This is a genomic window from Kribbella jejuensis (assembly GCF_006715085.1).
Classification (GTDB): domain Bacteria; phylum Actinomycetota; class Actinomycetes; order Propionibacteriales; family Kribbellaceae; genus Kribbella; species Kribbella jejuensis.
In genome coordinates this window covers 3,180,142-3,197,269 of record NZ_VFMM01000001.1, presented here as the reverse complement: position 1 = coordinate 3,197,269, position 17,128 = coordinate 3,180,142, and the positions used below count along the sequence as shown (strand labels likewise).

Sequence of the window (17,128 nt, the reverse complement as noted above, 5' to 3'; positions counted from 1 at the left end):
TCAGACCCAGCGGCCGCGGCGCGGACGGGGCCGCGGGTTGACCGGCTGCTCGGGGTCGGCCGGCTGCTCTTCCTGCTGCTGCCCGTACTCGGTGTTCTCCTGGTGCTGCGAACCGTACGACTCGGTCGCGTAGTTCGGGCTGTAGGTCTCGTACTCCGAACCGGTGTACGCGTCGTGCTGGTAGCTGTTCGAGCTGTATTCGGAGTTGTACGACGACGCGTAGTCCGACGTGTACGACGACGAGCCGTAGTCGGTGTAGTCGTCGTTCGGCGCGTACGTCGGCTCGGGCCCGTACGACGGCACCGGCGGGAGCGGCTTCGACGGAGTCAGGAAGTCGTCCGGGGTGTTGTAGCTCGGCGCCGGCGCGGGCTCGTAGTACCCGGAGGAGGCCGACACGTGCGACGACGGCTGCGTGTGCTCGGACTGCCCGTAGACGGTGTGTTCCGAGTACGTGTGGTCCCTCGAGGGAACGGCCGGCTGGATCGCCGAGGGGCTGTCGACCGCGACCCGAGCGGCCCGGCGACCCGCGCGCGCAACCGGGGCGGGCTCAGGCTCGGGTGCGGGCTTGGGTGATTCGAGGGCCTCCGCGGGGGAGGACGTCGAGGTGCGGTCCGGATCGTAGGAGTACGGCTCGGAGTAGCGGGCCGCCCAGTGCTGCTCCTCCGCGGGCTGTACCGGCTGCTGCGGCTCGGGCTGGTACGAGTACGGGTCGGGCTGGACGACGGTCATCGGAGCGGCCTCGTCGAGCCAGCTGTGCCCGGAACCGAGCGTGTCCTGGGCGATCGTGTTGCGGTACTCCTCCCAGGTCGGCTGGGAGTACGTCGTTTCCTCGACCGGCTTCTCGTCCTGCCAGGACTGGATCGGGTTGAACTGCTCGGTCGCCGGACCGGCGTCGTCCTGCCAGCTCTCCGTGACCGGCGCGAACGGGCTCCACTTCGGCGCCTCCGGCAGCTCCGGGTCGCCGGCGAACGCGGCCGGGGCGGCGGCGCCGTCACCCGGGAAGCCCTCCGGCTGGGGCGGCTGCGGTGCGAACGGGCTCGAGGCCGCCGGGGCCGGCGCTGCGGGCGGAGCGAACGGGTTGGCGGACTGGAGCTGCGGTGCCCCCGCCAGCTGCAGCTGCGGCTCGCGGACCAGGCCGAGCGACGGCGCGATCGGCTCCGAGATGGCCGGCTGCTCGTCGGTGTCGTCGTTCGCGTACGACGGGACCTGGGTGACCTCGTAGGTCGGGACGGCGCTCAGCTTCGGGCCCTGGTCCCACCACGGCACCCACTTGCGGGTGGTCTGCATGTGGTTGATCTTGCGGATGATCATCGTCGCGGCCACCGCGGACACCGCGGTCAGCACCAACGACGCCGTACCCGCGAGCGCGATCCCGCGCAGCGAGCCGACCGTCGCCTCCATCCACATCAGGAACCGGCGGACCACCACGTCGAACGCAAGAGCGCCTATCCAGGCGACCCACCACACCGACGTGAGTGGGGGAGTCCTGAACCGGCGCAGGTCGTCGGCGTACACGGGAGTCTTCGGATCGCTGGCCAGCCAGACGTCGTCGACGATCTGTTTCGGGTACCAGAGGTTCGGGCCGGGGACGAACCAGCTCGCCAGCACCCAGCCGTGGCTGCGGCGGTGGTCGGCCTGGCAGAACACCTCGGAGTTGACCCGGACGCGCCACAGCCAGACGACGAAGACGACCGCGGCGGCGACGGAGATGATCACGTTCGGGACGGCGGTCACCTTGGCGATCGCGTCCGCGCGGTTCAGGTCCGCGTCGTCGACGTTCGGCATCCCGCCGAGATAGCGGTGCACCACGGAATACGTGTTCCAGTCGGACCAGGTGGACAGCAGGTGCGTCACCGTGGACGCCCCCAGCAGTCCGATGGCGATCTTCCCGACCGTCCCGACCTGCTGGAACTCCTCAGCCGCGTGCGGCTGCCATTCTTCCTGTTCTTCGACAGCAGTCATCAATGCCTGCGGGTGGCTCACGTCTCGCGTCCCTCGCGTTACTGGAACTCCGTCGTCTGTCCGGCGCCTCTGCCTGGCCCTGCCCCCGCTTGACCGAGCCACATTGATACCACGAAGTAGGTACGCCAGGGCAGTCGGCCCCAGCACAGAGGGTGTCGACTTAACGTGTTCTTTTCGTACGCCCATCACCACTGGTAACGAGTCACCGAGCAGCGCGTGACGGTTTGGTTTACCGCGCAGGTGGTTGGAAGCCGTTCTGAGGTGTTCCGACCGCCCACCACGGCACCCAGGGCCGCGCACTCTGGAGCTCGTCGATCCGCTGGATCAGGATCACCGCGAGTACGGCCGCGCCGGTGGTGAACAGCGCCGAGACGGAGGACAGTATGACGTTCGTGCGCAGGTCTCCGAGCTGCGACGCGCCGGCCAGCACTCCTCTTTGCACGATGTTTCCGGTGACCAGTCCGGCCACCCAGGTCAGCCACCACGCCCACACCAGCCGGGTACCGGGAACGTCCTTCAAATCCGGTGTCAGCGGATCGGTGCGCTGGTCGCTGGCCGCGACGATGTCGTCGACGATCTGCTTGGGGTACCAGAGGTTCACCACCGGGACGAGCCAGCAGCCGAGCACCCAGCCGCGGCTGTAGCGGTGCTCGCCGCGGCAGAACATCTCCGCGTTCCACCGGACCCGCCAGAGCCAGACGATGAACACCACCGCGGCCGCGAACAGGGCGAGCGCCGCGACGATTCCGAGCGAGCCGGAGATCAGGTTCGCCTCGGACAGCTCGGCGGCGTCGTCGCCGTACGTCCGCCGGGTGCGGTACAGGTTCCAGTCCGACCACGCGGTCGACCACGCGGTGACGGTGACCAGCCCGATCAGGACCGAGGCACCGACGCCCATCGCCCGCTCGGAGCTGAACCACCTGTCCAGCGGCACCTGGCTCGGCATGGATCAGACATAGCACAACAGGCCGTGACCGGGCGAGAACATCACGTTGCGGTGCCTGGGTGGCGTATTTCTGCCAGAAACTGTCGGAGGTGAGCGGGAGGATGGGGGTATGCACTGGACCGTGGTCGATTCGCCGATCGGCGACCTCACGCTCGCGGTCGACGACACCGGGCTCTGCCGGCTGCATTTCGGCGGCACCGACCGCCCGCTGGACACCGACCCGCTGCTGACCGAGGCCGCCGAGCAGTTGAAGGCGTACTTCGCCGGCGAGCTCCAGGAGTTCGCGCTGCCGCTCTCGGTCCGCGGCGGCTCCGACTTCGAGCGCGCGGTCTGGCAACAGCTCACCCGGATCCCGTACGGCGAGATGCAGACGTACGGCGAGGTCGCGAAGATCGTCGGCGACGCCGGCGCGGCCCGGGCCGTGGGGACGGCGTGCAACCGGAACCCGATCGCGATCGTCGTGCCCTGCCACCGGGTGGTCGGCGCCGGCGGCAAGATGGTCGGCTTCGGCGGCGGCATCCCGACCAAGCGGCACCTGCTCGAGCTCGAGGCGCGGGTCAGCTTCGAGACGATGTGGAACTAACGAAGATCTGACACCGGGGCAGGCCGACTCGAGGCGCGGCTGACATCTGCGGGCACTAACGTTTGAAGCGAGCGATTAAGGCGTCCTCCCCAGCCCTTGGAAGACATATAAATGAACAAAGCCCGCAGTGACCACCTGCACCCCGACCTCAGCGCGCTGATGGACAAGAGCGCCGAGGAATGGTCGGCCCCGGAGATCCAGGACGCTGCTCGCGCGGCGCTCCAGGTGCACGCGCCGGACCGGGAACCGCTGACCTGGATCAAGCGCTTCAAGGTCGTTCCTTGGCTGCACCGCAACGACGCGGTCTGCCTGAGTTGTGGCGGTTCCTACCCGTGCATCACGCACCGCTACGCGACCCAACTGCTGTCCGCCGGCCGGTATCAACTGGCCAAGGCCGAAGACCCGGACCCGCAGGTCAACTGAAGCGCCGTACCCACCCGGACGAACGAAGGTCCCAAACTCCACCTGGGGTTCGGGACCTTCGCCGTTGCGGTGGTCTCAGGACTCGGTCGAGCTGCTGTCGCCCGTCGGCTTCCTGGTCGTGGTCTTCTTGGCGGCGCCGTTCGCCGCGGCCTTCACCTCGTCCTTGGCCTTGTCGTCCGTGGCCCCGGTCCCAGGTCCGGTCTCGGTCCCCGTCTCCGGCTTCGTCTCGGCCTTCGGTGCGTCGGCCTTCGGCTCCTCCGGCTTGGCGTCGGACTTGCCGTTCGACGAGGTGCTCTCGGCCGGGCGTGCCGTCGTACCGGCCGGGGCGGAGCTGTAGTCGCGGCCGCTGGTCGGGGTCGACTGCCAGGCCGGCTCCGGCGGCGTCAGCAGCTTCTTCACCGCTGCCGCGGCCAGGGCGCCGAGGCCCAGGAACAGCACCAGGTTGCGGAGCTTGTGGCTCTTCTTCGGCAGGTCGATCTCGCCCTTCAGCGCGGCCTTGGTGGCCTTGCCACGGCGGGCGGTCTCCTCGACGACCGGTTCGGCGGCGGCCGCCAGGGTGGCCAGCGCCGCGGTCACCTTCGGCAGGACATCGTCGTTCAGCCGCTCACGAGCCCGCTCGGCGGCGTGTTCGGTAGCCGGGCCGACCTTGGCGAGCGCGTCGTCGAGCACCGGACCGGCCTTCTCCACCGCCTGGTGGGCCAGGTGTGCACCCCGCTCGACCGCCTTCTCGGCGTACGGCGACACCTTCTCCCGTGCGGTGCCAACGGCCGGCGCGAGGTGATCGCGGACCTGACCGACGGCCGGTCCGAGCTTCTCCGACGCCGACTCGGCAAGCGGCCGGACGCGGTCCTTCGCGGCCTCGACCCGGTCCTTCGACTTCCTCAAACCCACGGTTCCCTCCTAGGTGCCGCCCATCCCGCGGACGGCTCTCCCGCCCATCGGCGACATGGGCTGACTCTGGACAAATCCGGCAACATCTGCATCGTACGACGTAACAAGCCGATAACCCTGTGCCCCACCCCACTCTGCCTACACCTGGGGCACCAATGCGGGGGTTCTTGAACACCCATGACAGGATCGAGGGGTACGCAGATGTATCCCGACTAGGAGTGACTCCCGTGGCCGAAGAGCTGTACGCGACCCTGCAGACGAACAAGGGCGACGTCGTCATCAGGTTGTTCCCGAACCACGCGCCGAAGACGGTGAGCAACTTCGTCGGCCTGGCCGAGGGCACCAAGGAGTGGACCGACCCGAACACCGGCCAGCAGGTGACCAAGCCGTTCTACGACGGCCTCGGCTTCCACCGGGTGATCGACGGCTTCATGATCCAGGGCGGCTGCCCGCTCGGCACCGGTACCGGCACCCCCGGCTACCAGTTCGACGACGAGATCCACCCGGAGCTCCAGTTCGACCGCCCGTACCTGCTCGCGATGGCGAACGCCGGCATCCAGTACGGCCACGGCACCAACGGCTCGCAGTTCTTCGTCACCGTGGTCCCGACGCCGCACCTGAACCGCAAGCACACCATCTTCGGCGAGGTCGCCGACGACGAGTCGAAGAAGGTCGTGGACGCGATCGCGACCGCGAAGACTGCCCCGGGCGACCGCCCGATCGACCCGATCGTGATCAACAAGGTCGTCGTCGAGCGCAAGAACGCCTGACAGCTTGACCGCGGGGCCGGGTCACTCCCGGCCCCGCGCTACCGGAGAGGGACGCGCCCGCGTGACCGACACCGTCTGCTACCGGCACCCGGATCGGCCCGCCGGGGTGCGCTGCCAGCGCTGCGACCGGCCGATCTGCCCGAACTGCATGAACAGCGCCGCCGTCGGCTTCCAGTGCCCGGAATGCTTCAACCAGGGTGCCCGCTCGGTCCCGCGCACCCGCACGTCGCTCGGCGGCATCCAGCGCGGCGGCAGCCAGCAGGTCGTCACCTACACGATCCTGGCGCTGAACGTGCTGGTCTTCCTGGCCGCGCGCTTCGGCAACCCGCAGATCCTGAACGACCTGGTGATGGTCCCGGCGCTGGCCGGCAGCGAACCGTGGCGGCTGCTCACGTCGGCGTTCACCCACGTGCAGATCTTCCACATCTTCTCGAACCTGTTCATGCTGTGGCAGCTCGGCCCGCCGCTGGAACAGATGCTCGGCAGGCTGCGCTTCACCATCCTTTACATCCTGTCGGCCTTGGGCGGCAGCGTCGCGGTCTGGATCCTCTCCGCCCCCGGCGGCGCCACCCTCGGTGCGTCCGGCGCCGTACTGGGCCTCGTCGGTGCGCTGCTGGTGATCAGCCGCGCCCGCGGCCTCGACGTCACGTGGATCATCATGTACGTCGCCGTCACCGCGTTCCTGTCCTTCGCCATCCCGAACGTCTCGTGGGAGGGCCACCTCGGCGGTTTCGTGGTCGGTGCCGCGGTCGCCTGGATCTACCTCCAGCTCTCCAACCACAACCGCCGCAACCGGCAACGGGCATAAACGGCCTAGGCCACAACTTTCCGTCAGTTGGGTTAATTCTGGTGACAAGCGGCTCTGGACGCTTGTCTAATCAGGTGACGTCCCGACGGGGGACCAGTTGGTAAGGACTTTCGTATGAGCCCACGCGCTGTGGACAAGCGGGCCCGGCCCGGAAACGAGCATCAGGTCGTGCGGCCGAAGGCGCCGGAGACGCCGAGCGCGGTCACCGCGCTCCAGACCACCAACCGCATCTCTGAGAAGAAGCCGGCGGCCAAGGCCTCCTGAGCTCAACGCAGGAGCAGGCAACTGTCGCCGAACTCGTGCCACAGGTAGCCGTGGTCGAGCGCTTCGGTGTAGGCGTTCTGCACCTGGTCAGGGCCGGCCACCGACTCCAGCAGGAGGAGGTGGGAGGCCTCGGGCGCGTGCCAGCCGGTGATCAGGCCGTCTACTACCCGGGGTTCTCGCGTCAGGCCGAGTACCAGGTCTGTCCAGCCATGTGACGGGGAGACCGTGCCGTCCGGCGAGGCGGCTGTTTCGATGGCTCGTACGGCGGTGGTGCCCACGGCGATCACCCGTCCGCCGTTCGCCTTCACCCAGTTGACCAGCCGAGCCGTGTGCGCAGGTACGTCGTACCGCTCGGGCTGAGGCGGCTCGTGGCTCTCCAATGAGGACACGCCGCAGTGCAACAGGATGGGTGCGATGAGAACGCCCTGCGAGGCCAGGTGGCTCACCAGTTCGAAGCTGAACGGCCTTGCGGCACTGGGCATCTCCGCACTACCAGGCTCGCGCGCGAAGACAGTCTGGTACGACGCCAGCGGCCAGCGCTTCCCGACATAGTTGTAGGTGATCGGCCGCCCGTGCCGCTGCAAGTAGGAGAGTACGTCGACCACCGGCGGCTGGGCGATCCACAGGCGATTCGGTGAAGCCTCGTACGGCGCCAGCAACGTCAGCACGCCTTCGGGCAGTTCCACCTGCAGCCCAGGCGTACCGTCGAACAACGGGGCGTTCCTGTCCCGCAGTTCGACGACCCAGGTACCGTCGTCGAGCGGCGTGGAGAAGTGCACGGTGTACGGCGTACCGTCCACGGCCGCGGCCAGCGTGCCGGAGGTGTTGACCAGCAGCAGGTCGCCCGCGCGGAGGTGGTCGCCGAGCCGGTCGAAACGGGTGTGCGTGACGGTCGACCCCTCCGCGACCAGCAACTTCACGTGATCCCTGGAGACACCACGTGCCTCCGGAGGTTCGCCCGCGTTCAACTGCTCCGGCAGCTCGAACCTGGTCTGTGGATGCACCCTCACGGCGTCACCGCCGGCGCGAACTCTGCAGCTCGGTACCTGCCGCTCTCCGGACGGCTGTCCAGCAGTTTCAGGAACGCCGGTACGACGGTCGCGGGCTCCGGCCGGTCCGAGATGTCCTCACCGGGGAACGCCGCCTGGTGCATCGCCGTCCGCAGATCACCCGGGTCCACGGCGTACACGGACAGGGCAGGATGCTCCGCCGCCAGTACCCGGGTCGCGTGATCCAGAGCCGCCTTGGCAGAGCCGTAACCACCCCAGGTCTCGTACGCCTCCACGGCGGCGTCGGAGCTGATGTTTATCAGCACACCGGATGCTGCGGTGAGAGCAGGAAGCAGGAGCTGCGTGAGCGCGATCGGTGCGAGTACATCGACCTCGTAGACGCGACGGAGCTCGTCGAGGTCCGCGTCGGCAAGGGCCTGGAGCGGACTCTGGCCGAGGTAGCTGGCGTTGTTGACGAGCAGGTCGAGACGGCCGAGCTCGGTGATCGCGTCGAGCAGGTCGGCGCGGTGCTCCGGGTCGGTGACGTCGCCGGCCAGCGGTACGACGTCGGTACGGTCCGCGAGTGCGTCCGCGGCGTCTTTGAGCGCTTCCGCGCCGCGCGCGTCGATCACCAAGGCCCAGCCGCGGTCGGCGAGACCATGGGCCAGCGCGAGCCCGAGACCCGCGGAGGCACCGGTGATCAGAGCAACAGGACGGTCGGACGGTTCAGGAGTCATGTCGTCACCGTCGTACCTCAACCAAACTTGAAGTCAAGAGAGGCGTTGGATCTCCGGCAGCAGGATGCCTGGGTTCATGACGTTGTGAGGGTCGAGGGTTTGTTTGACGGCATGGAGGGCTTCGAGTGCTAGTGGGCCGATTTCGGCTGTGTAGGCGGCTCGGTGGTCGGTGCCGATGCCGTGGTGGTGGGAGATCGTGGCGCCGGCCTCGGCGATTGCCTTGTTTGCGGCGGCTTTGGCGGTCCGCCATTGGGTGATCGGGTCGTCGGTCTGGGCGCAGATGACGGTGAAGTAGAGCGACGCGCCGGTCTCGTAGACGTGCGAGATGTGGCAGAGGACGAGCGGTGGGGTCGTGCTGAGAGCGTCGACGAGGGCTTGCGTGACGGCGGCTTTGAGCGCGGGGACGCGGGACCAGAAGGTGGCGGTCTCGAGGGTTTCGACCAGGGCGCCTTCGTCGAGGAGCGGGTCGCGGAGGTACGGCGCGCGGTAGCGGCCGAGGCGCCAGGTTTCGCCTGGCCCTTCGCCGAGGTTCGTACCGCCGGATGCGGTGAGGACGTCCGCGGTTGCCTGGTTGTACGGGCCGTCGAAACCGATGATCGCCAGTACGCCACCTGAGCCGCCGCCCAGTACGTCGGGATCGGCCAGGTTGACTGCTGTTTCGACCTCGTCCGAGAGGCGCAGCACGGTCGGGAGCGGGCCGTCCTGGGCGAGTCGGCGTACCGCTGTGAGGCCGCTGTCGAAGTCGTCGAAGCGCCAGCCTTCGAAGTGGCGTTCGGTGGGACGGGGACGGATCCGGACGACGACCGAGGTGATGATGCCGAAGGCGCCTTCGGAGCCGAGGATCAGCTGGCGGAGGTCGGGGCCGGCGGCAGACATCGGGGCGCGGCCCAGTTGGATCGTGCCGCGCGGGGTGGCGATGGTCAGTGCGACGACCATCTGGTCGAAGCGACCGTAGCCGGCGGAGGACTGACCGCTTGAGCGGGCGGCCGCATACCCGCCGATCGAGGCGCCCTCGTAGGACTGGGGGAAGTGGCCGAGCGTGTAGCCGCGCTCGGCCAGCAGCGCCTCGGCGACCGGACCGCGGACGCCGGCTTGCAGGGTCGCCGTTCTGGAGATCTCGTCGAGCTCTTCGAGTTGGTCGAGGCGGCGGAGGTCGAGGGTGATGAACCTTCTCGTCGGCGCCAGGCCGCCGACCACCGAGGTGCCGCCCGCGTACGGGACGACTGCCAGGTCGTGCTCGGCAGCCCCGGCGAGGATCGCTTGCACTTCGTCGTGCGTGCCCGGGTAGACGACCGCGTCCGGTACGTCATCCGTATCGCCTGCGCGGAACCTGAGCAGGTCGGTCGTCGAATACCCCCGCGTATGACCCCACCGAGCCTCCCACTCGAGAGCCACGTGCTGAGATCCGACAACTGACGACAGAAACTCCAGCTGCCCAGCAGTGACCCCGAGCCCCGCCCCACCCGCTGCCGCCGACCGGGCGCCGCCCGCACCAACTGCCGACCCGGCGCCGCCCGCCTCGGGGGCGGGTTCGGCGCCCGGATGTCCGCTCTCTTCGCCCGCTTCAGCGGGTGGGGTGGGCCGGCGGACGCCTAGGTGCTTGAGAGCGTCGCGGGCGGCGGCGGGGAGTTCTACGGACTGAGCCGGGTTGCCCCAGCGGCCAGGAGTGAGGTTTGCCACCGGGAGGTCGGATTCGGTCATGGGTGGCTCCCGTTCGGGGGTTGTGCGAGGTAGCGTCCAGGGGAGGTGGAACCCCCTGGCTCCCACCTCCCCTGGACAGTTCCGGGATGCCGCAGTCGCTGATACACTTTGGCATGTGATGTCTCAGCGTAGCAGCGAATCGGATTCAGAGACCAGCTCCCGTCCCACTCCGGCGAACGCGATCGGCGAAGAGCGGATCCTGGACGCGGCGTACGAGCTGCTGCTCGCGATCGGGATGCGCCGGATGACGATGGCCGACATCGCCCGGCACGCCGAAGTCTCCCGCGCAACGCTGTACCGGCGCTGGCCCAACGTGCAGGCCGTCGTCGCGGCACTGATGACCCGGGAGTGGACGATCGCCCTGGTGTCGGCGTTCCAGCCGGACGCCGCGGACGGCCGCGCCCGCCTGGTCGAGGGCGTCGTCGAGGTGGTCGCGAAGACCCGCGTCCACCCGCTGATGCGGAAGATCATCGAGCTCGACCCCGAGTTCCTCACGCCGTACCTGCTGGAGCGCCGCGGCAGCAGCACGGTCGCCCACCTCGCCCTCGTCGAGGAGGGCCTCCGCCAGGGTCAGGCCGACGGCTCGATCCGCGAAGGTGACCCGGTCTGGCTGGCCCGGCAGATCATCCTGGTCTCGCTGGCGTCCGCGGTGTCCGGGCCCGTGATGGCCGAGAAGGACGAGTACCCGAAGCTCGACGAGGAGCTCCGCGTGATGCTGACGAGGTACCTGATGCCATGATCTCCATCGGCAACGCGAGCCTGAACGCGGCACGGCGTACCCGCGAGCTGCACGAGCTCAAGGCGGTCGACGTGCTGGTGATCGGTGGTGGGGTCACCGGCGCCGGTGTCGCGCTGGACGCGGCCGCGCGCGGGCTGAGCGTTGCCCTGCTGGAGAAGCACGATCTCGCCTTCGGCACGAGCCGCTGGAGTTCGAAGCTCGTCCACGGCGGCCTGCGGTACCTCGCGTCCGGTCACGTCGGGATCGCGTACGAGAGCGCCGTCGAGCGCGGCATCCTGATGAAGACCACCGCCCCGCACCTGGTGCACCCGATCCCGCAGGTGGCCCCATGGTTGCCGGAGGCAAAGTTCGTCCAGGCCGCCCTGCTCCGCTCCGCGTTCCTGGGCGGCGACGTCCTGCGGACCTTCGCGCGGACCAGCGACGACTACCTCCCGCACTCCCGCCGGGTGTCGTCCGCCGAGATCCTGCGCTACGCCCCGACACTGCGTCCCGAGGGGATGCGCGGCGGCTTCCTCACCTGGGACGGCCAGTTGTACGACGACGCCCGCCTGGTCGTGGCGATCGCGCGAACCGCAGCGCAGTACGGCGCCCGCATCCTGACCCACGTCGCCGCCACCGACGTCACCGGGCGCGGCGCGGTCCTGGTCGACCAGCTGACCGGTCACCGGCTGACGGTGGACGCGCGGATCGTGATCAACGCCGCCGGGATCTGGGCCGACCAAGTTGCCTCCGGCATCAAGCTCCGCCCGAGCCGCGGCACTCATCTGGTGCTGCCGCAATCCGTCTTCGGCGGTCTGTCCGCCGTCCTGACGCTGCCGGTGCCGGGCGAGCTGCGCCGGGTGGTGATGGCGATCCCGGCGCCCGACGACCGGGTGTACGTCGGACTGACGGACGTGGACGCGCCCGGCCCGGTGAGCGACGTACCCCAGGCGACCGATGCCGAGATCGACTTCCTGCTGGACACGATCAGCGCCGCCGTCCAGCAGCCGGTGACCCGGGCCGACCTCCTCGGCACGTACGCCGGTCTCCGCCCGCTGCTCGACACGGGCCACCACAGCGGGACTGCCGACATCTCCCGCCGGCACGCGGTGATCACCAGCGACGACGGCGTGGTGACGATCGTCGGCGGCAAGCTGACCACGTACCGCCGGATGGCGCAGGACGCGCTCGACACCGCGCTCGCGCAGTCGACTCTCGAGGTACGGCGGAGTTGTGAGACGCATCGGATCCCGCTCGTCGGCGCCGCCGACCGCGTGCACCTCGCGGCGGTCCGAGCGCCGGTCCGGTTCGTCCAGCGGTACGGCGTCGAGGCGCCACAGGTGATCGATGGTCCGCCGGAGTTGCTCGAGCCGATCGCGCCCGGGCTGCGGACGACACACGCCGAGCTGCGGTTCGCGGTCCGGCACGAGGGCGCGCTGACCGAGGACGACGTCCTCGACCGCCGGACGCGGATCGGGCTGGCGGCAGCGGACCGGGAGCTCGCGCTGCCCGCCGTACGGGAGGCTTTCGCGGCCGTCTGAGACGGCGTTGAGGTTAACTTGGCTGCGGGGAGGTGGAAGGGTGACGCAGCCGTATCCGGGTCCGTACCAGGGACCCGGGCCGTATCAGGGCCCGTTCCAGCAACTGCCGTACCAGCCGGTGCCGCCGCAGTTCCGGCCGCTTCGGGCGGTCACGATCGTCAGCATCGTGCTGATGGGCCTGACCGTGATCGCCGCGGTGATCCAGTGCGTGCTGCTGTGGCGGTCGTACGACGAGGTCAAGCGCCTCGTCTACGGGCTGCTCTCCGAGCAGGAGATCGAGCGTGGCATCGACTCGATCGCCGGCACCGGGCCGTTCCTGAACCTGGTCAGCTACCTGCTGATCGGGACCGCGATCGCGTTCTTGCTCTGGCTGTGGCGGGCTCGCGAGAACGTCGACTTCCTGTTCTCACCCTTCGCACCACAACCGACACCACAACCGGCACCGCCCCCGCAACGCCTGCACCGGCGCTCGTCGGGCTGGGTGATCGGCTCCTGGTTCTGCCCGATCGTGCAGTTCTGGTACCCGTTCCAGGTCGTCGGGGACGTCGTCCGCGCCAGCGAGCCGCCCACGCAACCCGGCGTGGCTCGCTCCGCGCGGATCCGGGCCCTGCTGTCCGGCTGGTGGGGTAGCTGGACCGGCTTCTGGGTGATCCTCGTCGGCGGCGGCGCGGTCGCCACGGTCGGGTTCATCGTCTGGATCGTCCGTCTGGTGCAGATCTCCGACACCGCGGACGCGGAGAGCCCGTACGTCGACATCTACAACCTGCAGGACTTCATGGTCCGGGTCGCGCTCGGGTTCGACATCGGCTTCACGGTCGCGACGGTGCTGCTGGCCGTGGCCGGGATAGCGATGGCACTGCTGATGCTGCAGGTCGGTGGCTGGCAGCAGGTCCGGCTGACTCCGCCGCCACCACGGATGCAGGACTACCCGCAGCCTCCGCAGTACGTACCGCGGCCGGGCTTCCCGACCTACGGACGCTGAAGCAGTACGACGCTCGCATCGTCGTACTGCTTGCCGCTGGTGGGCGAAGCGGTGTCGTGGACCCGCACCCGGTCGATCAGCTCGCGCGGACCGTCGGTGGTGAGTACGTCCATCAGCTCGTCCCACGAGTGGCCGTAGCGTTCGGTATAGCGCGAGGCGCCGTCGGTCAGGAGCGCGATCGCGTCGACGTCCGCGCGATCCGTCGTACCGGCGACCGCCTCGTACGCCGCACCGGGCTGCGTGCTCGCCACCCAGAAGCCGCCCGGCTGGTTGCGCAGCCGGCGTACCGCCTCGAGGGTCCGCTCGGGGAGCAGGTCAATCCGGTCGTCGCTGTGGACGGTGATCCGGCCGTCTGGTGAGCGGAGGACGATCGGCGAGTCCGCGAGTACCAAGTGTTCGATGTGGTCGGGGAGCAGCCGGACCATCGCGACAGTGGACGACGGGCTGTCGGGATTGCTGACGTCGCAGGTACCGGCGTGTGAATCGCGGACCGCCGCGATCGCGTCGGCGAGGAGCTCGGGCAGTGGTGCGGGTGATCGGCTGAGCAGCGGTGGCGCGAGCCGGGTCGCCAACTGCATCACCAGCCAGGCGACCGTGTGCCGACAACCGGAGTCGACCGGGACGCGGGGTGCGGTCGCGCCGTCGAGGACGACGGCGAAGTCGGGGCCGGTGAGGATCAGGTCCTCGTTGACGGCGGGTGGTCGGCGGTCCGGTGCGGCCTCACTGAGCGCTCGGATTTCCACAGGGCAATTCTGCCCAGCTGTCGGCGAGGGACTGGTCGAGGGCGATCTTGGGCGACCAGCCGAGGGTCTGCTCGATCAGCGTGGTGTCGGCCTGCTGCCACGGTGCGCCGAGCGCGGTCTCCTGCTCGGCGTCGTCGACGATGGTCGCCGGCTGACTGCTCAGCTCGAACAGCTGCCCGGCGACGTCGCGCGCGAGCGTCGCCCGGCCGGTACCGACGTTCAGAACCGGCGGCAGGCTCCCGTCCGCGAGCGCGACCGCCAGGACCGCCTCGGCCACGTCGCGGACGTCGACGAAGTCCCGCCAGACATCGAGCGACCCGACCTCGATCAGCTGCCGCGACCGCAGGTCCCGGATCACCCGCCCGGTCAGCGTGGTCTCGGGCGCGCCCGGCCCGATCACGTCGAAGATCCGCAGTACGGCCGCATCCGCCCCGGCTCGGTGTGCCCGGAGGACTAGTTCGGCACCGGCCAACTTGGTGATCCCGTACGGGCCGAGCGGGCGCGGCGCGGCGTCCTCGGACTGGCTCGTCCCGTGCGGCGCACCGCCGTACTCTGCCGCCGAGCCGAGCTGGACGAACCGGGCGTGACCGGCGTGGTCGCGGACCGACGCGAGCAGGGCCTCGACCGCGATCACGTTCGCGCGGACCAGCTCGGCCGGCTCGCCGAGCGTCGCGCCGACCGCGTTGACGACCACGGTCGGCTTGTACATCCCGATCTGGGTGTCCAGCGCGTACGGATGCATCGCGGTCAGATCACACCGCCGGTACGGCTCGCTCCGGGTCCGGCTCAGCCCTCGGTACTCGATCCCCCGGTCGGCGAGCAGCGCACAGATCGTGGCGCCGAGGAAACCTCCGGCGCCGAACACCATCACCCTCTCGGTTCCGGTCACTCCTCCATCGTGCGGTCCGTATTTGTCGGTCGGCCTACCGTTGTCCTGCCTTAGCATCACAACTCTGTGTGCTGCGTGGCAGGGTTGGCACATGGCTGATCGAGTGGACGGGCGTCCGGCGGTGCCGACCGAGTCGACGATCCGGGACTGGGACGACGCCGATCCGTCGGGGGAGACGTACCGGCGGGTGCTGTTCATCGACTCGGACCTGACCGAGGTGGACAACCGCGGTGGGGTGTTCGAGGAATGCACGTTCCGCGGGGTCCGGTTCAACGCGTCGACGCATACCGACGCCGCGTTCGTGAACTGCACGTTCGTGCGGTGCTCGCTGTTCGACACCACGTTCAACCGGTGCAAGTTCGTCGGCAGCTTCTTCGACGACTGCACGTACAGCCTGATGAAGGTGTCCGGCGGCGACTGGTCGTTCACCGGGTTCCCCGGCGCGGACCTGAAGGGCGCGGAGTTCACCGGCGTGAAGCTCCGCGAGGCGGACCTGACCGGCGTACGGGCGCCGAAGGCGGTGCTCCGGGACCTCGATCTGTCCGGTGCACAGCTGCAGAAGGCCGACTTCACCGGCGCCGACCTGCGCGGATCGGACCTGTCCACGCTCGATCCGCTGACCGTCACGCTCAAGGGCGCCCGGATCGACCTCACCCAGGCCATGGTCGTCGCCACCGCGCTCGGTCTGGACGTACGGCCGTGACTGTGGATATCCCCAGGTAGTCACGCGGTCATCCACGGTTCCATCCACAGCCTGTGGATAACTATCCGGATAACTGTGTATTCGTTCTGTGATATCTCGCAGCTTCGTTACGACGCGTCGGTGCCACCAGCCGGTGCCTGGCCCGGGATCTTGGCGGTACGACGAGCAGCCCGGCGTGCTCGACGACGTACGGCGTGCTGACCAGCCGGCGTCCGCGGGTGACCGTCAACAGGCCGTGGGCGACCGTCTGTACAGCAGCCGCCAGGCCGACGCCGCAGACCGAGCCGAGCGAGTTCGTCAGCACGTCGTGCAGCTGGCAAGTACGCCCCAGCGTCGGGATCAGCGACTGGGTCGCCTCGATCGCCGCCGACAACCCGATCCCCGCCGCGATCGCCTCCATCCGGCGACCGCCGGCCAGCGTCAGCATGCCGGTGAACGGGATGAACAGCAGCACGTTGAGCGGCGCCTGGACCGAACTCAGGCCGCCGAACCCTTCCATCCGGGCGCCGCACAGCCCGACCGGACCGTAGCGCAGCGGCGTCGGAGTCAGGGTCGCGGCGATCACCAGCGCGAACGCGGCCGGCAGGCAGAACGCCGCCAGCCGGGGGACCAGGTCTCCGGGGCGGCGGAACGACGAGATGGCGATCGGCAGCAACATGCCGGTCAGCACGAGCCAGGTGTCCAGGAGATGTGGGATACCGCGATAAGTCTCGAGCACGCGTCCGCCTTCTGTGGTCGACCGGTTGCCTCGAACTGTCTCCTCGTGATTTCCGTTCCTGCCACCGACCTTCTGCCGTCCGTTCGGACAGCACCAGGCTTGTCCGGACATCTGCATCGAGCCGTAAACGCTCCGTGACAGTCCGTGCACAAACTGACACGCAAGAAAGGTGCTTAAGGCAACGATCCTGTGCCAGGGAGCGGCTTGGAATCCCGCGCCGGCCGCTCCGGCGGAGGCGGCGATCAACCGATCGGTGGAGGGAGGTGGAACCGCTCAGGCGATGTGGCGCAGGGGGCCGGAACGGGAGAGTCGAAGTACCGGAAGACACCCCGAAAGGACCATCGAGATGACCACTCCCGCCAACGTCGGACACCCGCGCAGCGCCTCCGCGTTGCGGAGCGTGCAGCTGCTGGTGACCGGCTACGTCGCGATCAGCGTGCTGACCCTGATCGCCATCATCGTCCTGCGGCACCACACGAACATCGTCAACAGCGCGGTCTGGGTCCGCGGCACGATCGTGGTCGCCAGCTCGCTGCTCACCCTGCTCTTCGCCCGCAGCGCGGCCAAGGGATCGCACCGGGGATTCCTCCGGCTCCGTATCGTCTCGGCCGTGATGCTGGTCGCGATCGTCACGATCATCGCGCTGCCCGGCACGTTCCCGCTCTGGCTGAAGGGCGAGCAGGCCGTCTGCGGCCTACTGCTGCTCGGCGTGACACTCATGGTCAACGGCAAGCACCTCCGCTCGGTGTTCACTAAGTGA

General features: G+C 69.0%; 19 protein-coding genes. 10 read left to right on the top strand and 9 right to left on the bottom strand.

Going from position 1 to position 17,128, the window contains the following annotated elements; translation table 11 throughout:
- Together FB475_RS15805 and FB475_RS15800 are read right to left on the bottom strand one after the other, a co-directional pair.
- The gene (locus FB475_RS15805) at window positions 1–1,962 is read right to left on the bottom strand and encodes a DUF4328 domain-containing protein (protein ID WP_238332168.1); all 1,962 of its coding nucleotides are present in this window, start codon (window positions 1,960–1,962) and stop codon (window positions 1–3) included.
- 229 nt (window positions 1,963–2,191) lie between these two features.
- The gene (locus tag FB475_RS15800; RefSeq protein ID WP_141856721.1) at window positions 2,192–2,908 is read right to left on the bottom strand and encodes a DUF4328 domain-containing protein; all 717 of its coding nucleotides are present in this window, start codon (window positions 2,906–2,908) and stop codon (window positions 2,192–2,194) included.
- 109 nt (window positions 2,909–3,017) lie between these two features.
- Here FB475_RS15800 and FB475_RS15795 point away from each other — a divergent pair, with 109 nt between their 5' ends.
- Both FB475_RS15795 and FB475_RS15790 read left to right on the top strand, forming a co-directional pair.
- Window positions 3,018–3,491 (top strand): methylated-DNA--[protein]-cysteine S-methyltransferase, encoded by a 474-nt coding sequence (locus FB475_RS15795; protein WP_141856719.1) that lies wholly within the window; start codon window positions 3,018–3,020, stop codon window positions 3,489–3,491.
- 111 nt (window positions 3,492–3,602) lie between these two features.
- On the top strand, window positions 3,603–3,914 hold the full coding sequence (locus FB475_RS15790) for a hypothetical protein (protein ID WP_141856717.1): 312 nt from the start codon (window positions 3,603–3,605) through the stop codon (window positions 3,912–3,914).
- A 75-nt stretch (window positions 3,915–3,989) separates the two neighbouring features.
- On the opposite strand, the gene FB475_RS15785 is transcribed toward FB475_RS15790, so the two are convergent.
- A complete protein-coding gene (locus FB475_RS15785) occupies window positions 3,990–4,805 on the bottom strand; it encodes a hypothetical protein (RefSeq protein ID WP_141856715.1) in 816 nt (271 codons plus the stop codon).
- Window positions 4,806–5,032: 227 nt separating this feature from the next.
- Between FB475_RS15785 and FB475_RS15780 the strand changes: the two genes are divergently transcribed.
- The 3 genes from FB475_RS15780 to FB475_RS36780 all read left to right on the top strand — a co-directional run bounded on the left by FB475_RS15780 (window position 5,033) and on the right by FB475_RS36780 (window position 6,647).
- Window positions 5,033–5,575: a peptidylprolyl isomerase gene (locus FB475_RS15780; RefSeq protein ID WP_420359214.1), complete on the top strand. Its 543-nt coding sequence runs from the start codon at window positions 5,033–5,035 to the stop codon at window positions 5,573–5,575.
- 61 nt (window positions 5,576–5,636) lie between these two features.
- Window positions 5,637–6,383 (top strand): rhomboid family intramembrane serine protease, encoded by a 747-nt coding sequence (locus FB475_RS15775; RefSeq protein ID WP_141856711.1) that lies wholly within the window; start codon window positions 5,637–5,639, stop codon window positions 6,381–6,383.
- A 114-nt stretch (window positions 6,384–6,497) separates the two neighbouring features.
- Window positions 6,498–6,647, top strand: a complete 150-nt coding sequence (locus FB475_RS36780; protein WP_185759265.1) for a hypothetical protein — start codon at window positions 6,498–6,500, stop codon at window positions 6,645–6,647.
- 2 nt (window positions 6,648–6,649) lie between these two features.
- On the opposite strand, the gene FB475_RS15770 is transcribed toward FB475_RS36780, so the two are convergent.
- Genes FB475_RS15770 through FB475_RS15760 form a run of 3 tightly spaced genes read right to left on the bottom strand, consistent with a single transcriptional unit; the run spans window position 6,650 to window position 10,074 of the window.
- Entirely contained in the window at window positions 6,650–7,657 is a 1,008-nt protein-coding gene (locus FB475_RS15770; RefSeq protein WP_141856709.1) for an S-adenosylmethionine:tRNA ribosyltransferase-isomerase, read from the bottom strand.
- On the bottom strand, window positions 7,654–8,373 hold the full coding sequence (locus tag FB475_RS15765; protein ID WP_141856707.1) for an SDR family NAD(P)-dependent oxidoreductase: 720 nt from the start codon (window positions 8,371–8,373) through the stop codon (window positions 7,654–7,656). The genes FB475_RS15770 and FB475_RS15765 overlap by 4 nt, the downstream gene beginning before the upstream one ends.
- A 33-nt stretch (window positions 8,374–8,406) precedes the next feature.
- Entirely contained in the window at window positions 8,407–10,074 is a 1,668-nt protein-coding gene (locus tag FB475_RS15760) for an FAD-binding oxidoreductase (protein ID WP_141856705.1), read from the bottom strand.
- Between the two features lie 118 nt (window positions 10,075–10,192).
- Between FB475_RS15760 and FB475_RS15755 the strand changes: the two genes are divergently transcribed.
- Genes FB475_RS15755 through FB475_RS15745 form a run of 3 tightly spaced genes read left to right on the top strand, consistent with a single transcriptional unit; the run spans window position 10,193 to window position 13,315 of the window.
- The gene (locus FB475_RS15755) at window positions 10,193–10,813 is read left to right on the top strand and encodes a TetR/AcrR family transcriptional regulator (protein ID WP_141856703.1); all 621 of its coding nucleotides are present in this window, start codon (window positions 10,193–10,195) and stop codon (window positions 10,811–10,813) included.
- The gene (locus FB475_RS15750; RefSeq protein WP_141856701.1) at window positions 10,810–12,333 is read left to right on the top strand and encodes a glycerol-3-phosphate dehydrogenase/oxidase; all 1,524 of its coding nucleotides are present in this window, start codon (window positions 10,810–10,812) and stop codon (window positions 12,331–12,333) included. The genes FB475_RS15755 and FB475_RS15750 overlap by 4 nt, the downstream gene beginning before the upstream one ends.
- 40 nt (window positions 12,334–12,373) lie before the next feature.
- Window positions 12,374–13,315: a DUF4328 domain-containing protein gene (locus FB475_RS15745; RefSeq protein ID WP_141856699.1), complete on the top strand. Its 942-nt coding sequence runs from the start codon at window positions 12,374–12,376 to the stop codon at window positions 13,313–13,315.
- Here the strand turns inward: FB475_RS15745 and FB475_RS15740 are convergent.
- Window positions 13,303–14,058 carry a protein phosphatase 2C domain-containing protein gene (locus FB475_RS15740; protein ID WP_141856697.1) on the bottom strand — a complete coding sequence of 252 codons (756 nt, stop codon included), beginning with the start codon at window positions 14,056–14,058 and terminating at the stop codon, window positions 13,303–13,305. The two genes, FB475_RS15745 and FB475_RS15740, sit on opposite strands and share 13 nt — an antisense overlap.
- Window positions 14,036–14,947, bottom strand: coding sequence for an NAD-dependent epimerase/dehydratase family protein (locus FB475_RS15735; protein WP_238332167.1), 912 nt, complete (start codon window positions 14,945–14,947; stop codon window positions 14,036–14,038). The genes FB475_RS15740 and FB475_RS15735 overlap by 23 nt, the downstream gene beginning before the upstream one ends.
- Window positions 14,948–15,038: 91 nt before the next feature.
- Here FB475_RS15735 and FB475_RS15730 point away from each other — a divergent pair, with 91 nt between their 5' ends.
- The gene (locus tag FB475_RS15730) at window positions 15,039–15,650 is read left to right on the top strand and encodes a pentapeptide repeat-containing protein (protein WP_141856695.1); all 612 of its coding nucleotides are present in this window, start codon (window positions 15,039–15,041) and stop codon (window positions 15,648–15,650) included.
- Window positions 15,651–15,711: 61 nt separating this feature from the next.
- Here the strand turns inward: FB475_RS15730 and FB475_RS15725 are convergent, their stop codons facing one another.
- Window positions 15,712–16,368 carry a VanZ family protein gene (locus tag FB475_RS15725; RefSeq protein ID WP_185759264.1) on the bottom strand — a complete coding sequence of 219 codons (657 nt, stop codon included), beginning with the start codon at window positions 16,366–16,368 and terminating at the stop codon, window positions 15,712–15,714.
- A gap of 346 nt (window positions 16,369–16,714) precedes the next feature.
- Between FB475_RS15725 and FB475_RS15720 the strand changes: the two genes are divergently transcribed.
- Window positions 16,715–17,128 carry a hypothetical protein gene (locus FB475_RS15720; protein WP_141856691.1) on the top strand — a complete coding sequence of 138 codons (414 nt, stop codon included), beginning with the start codon at window positions 16,715–16,717 and terminating at the stop codon, window positions 17,126–17,128.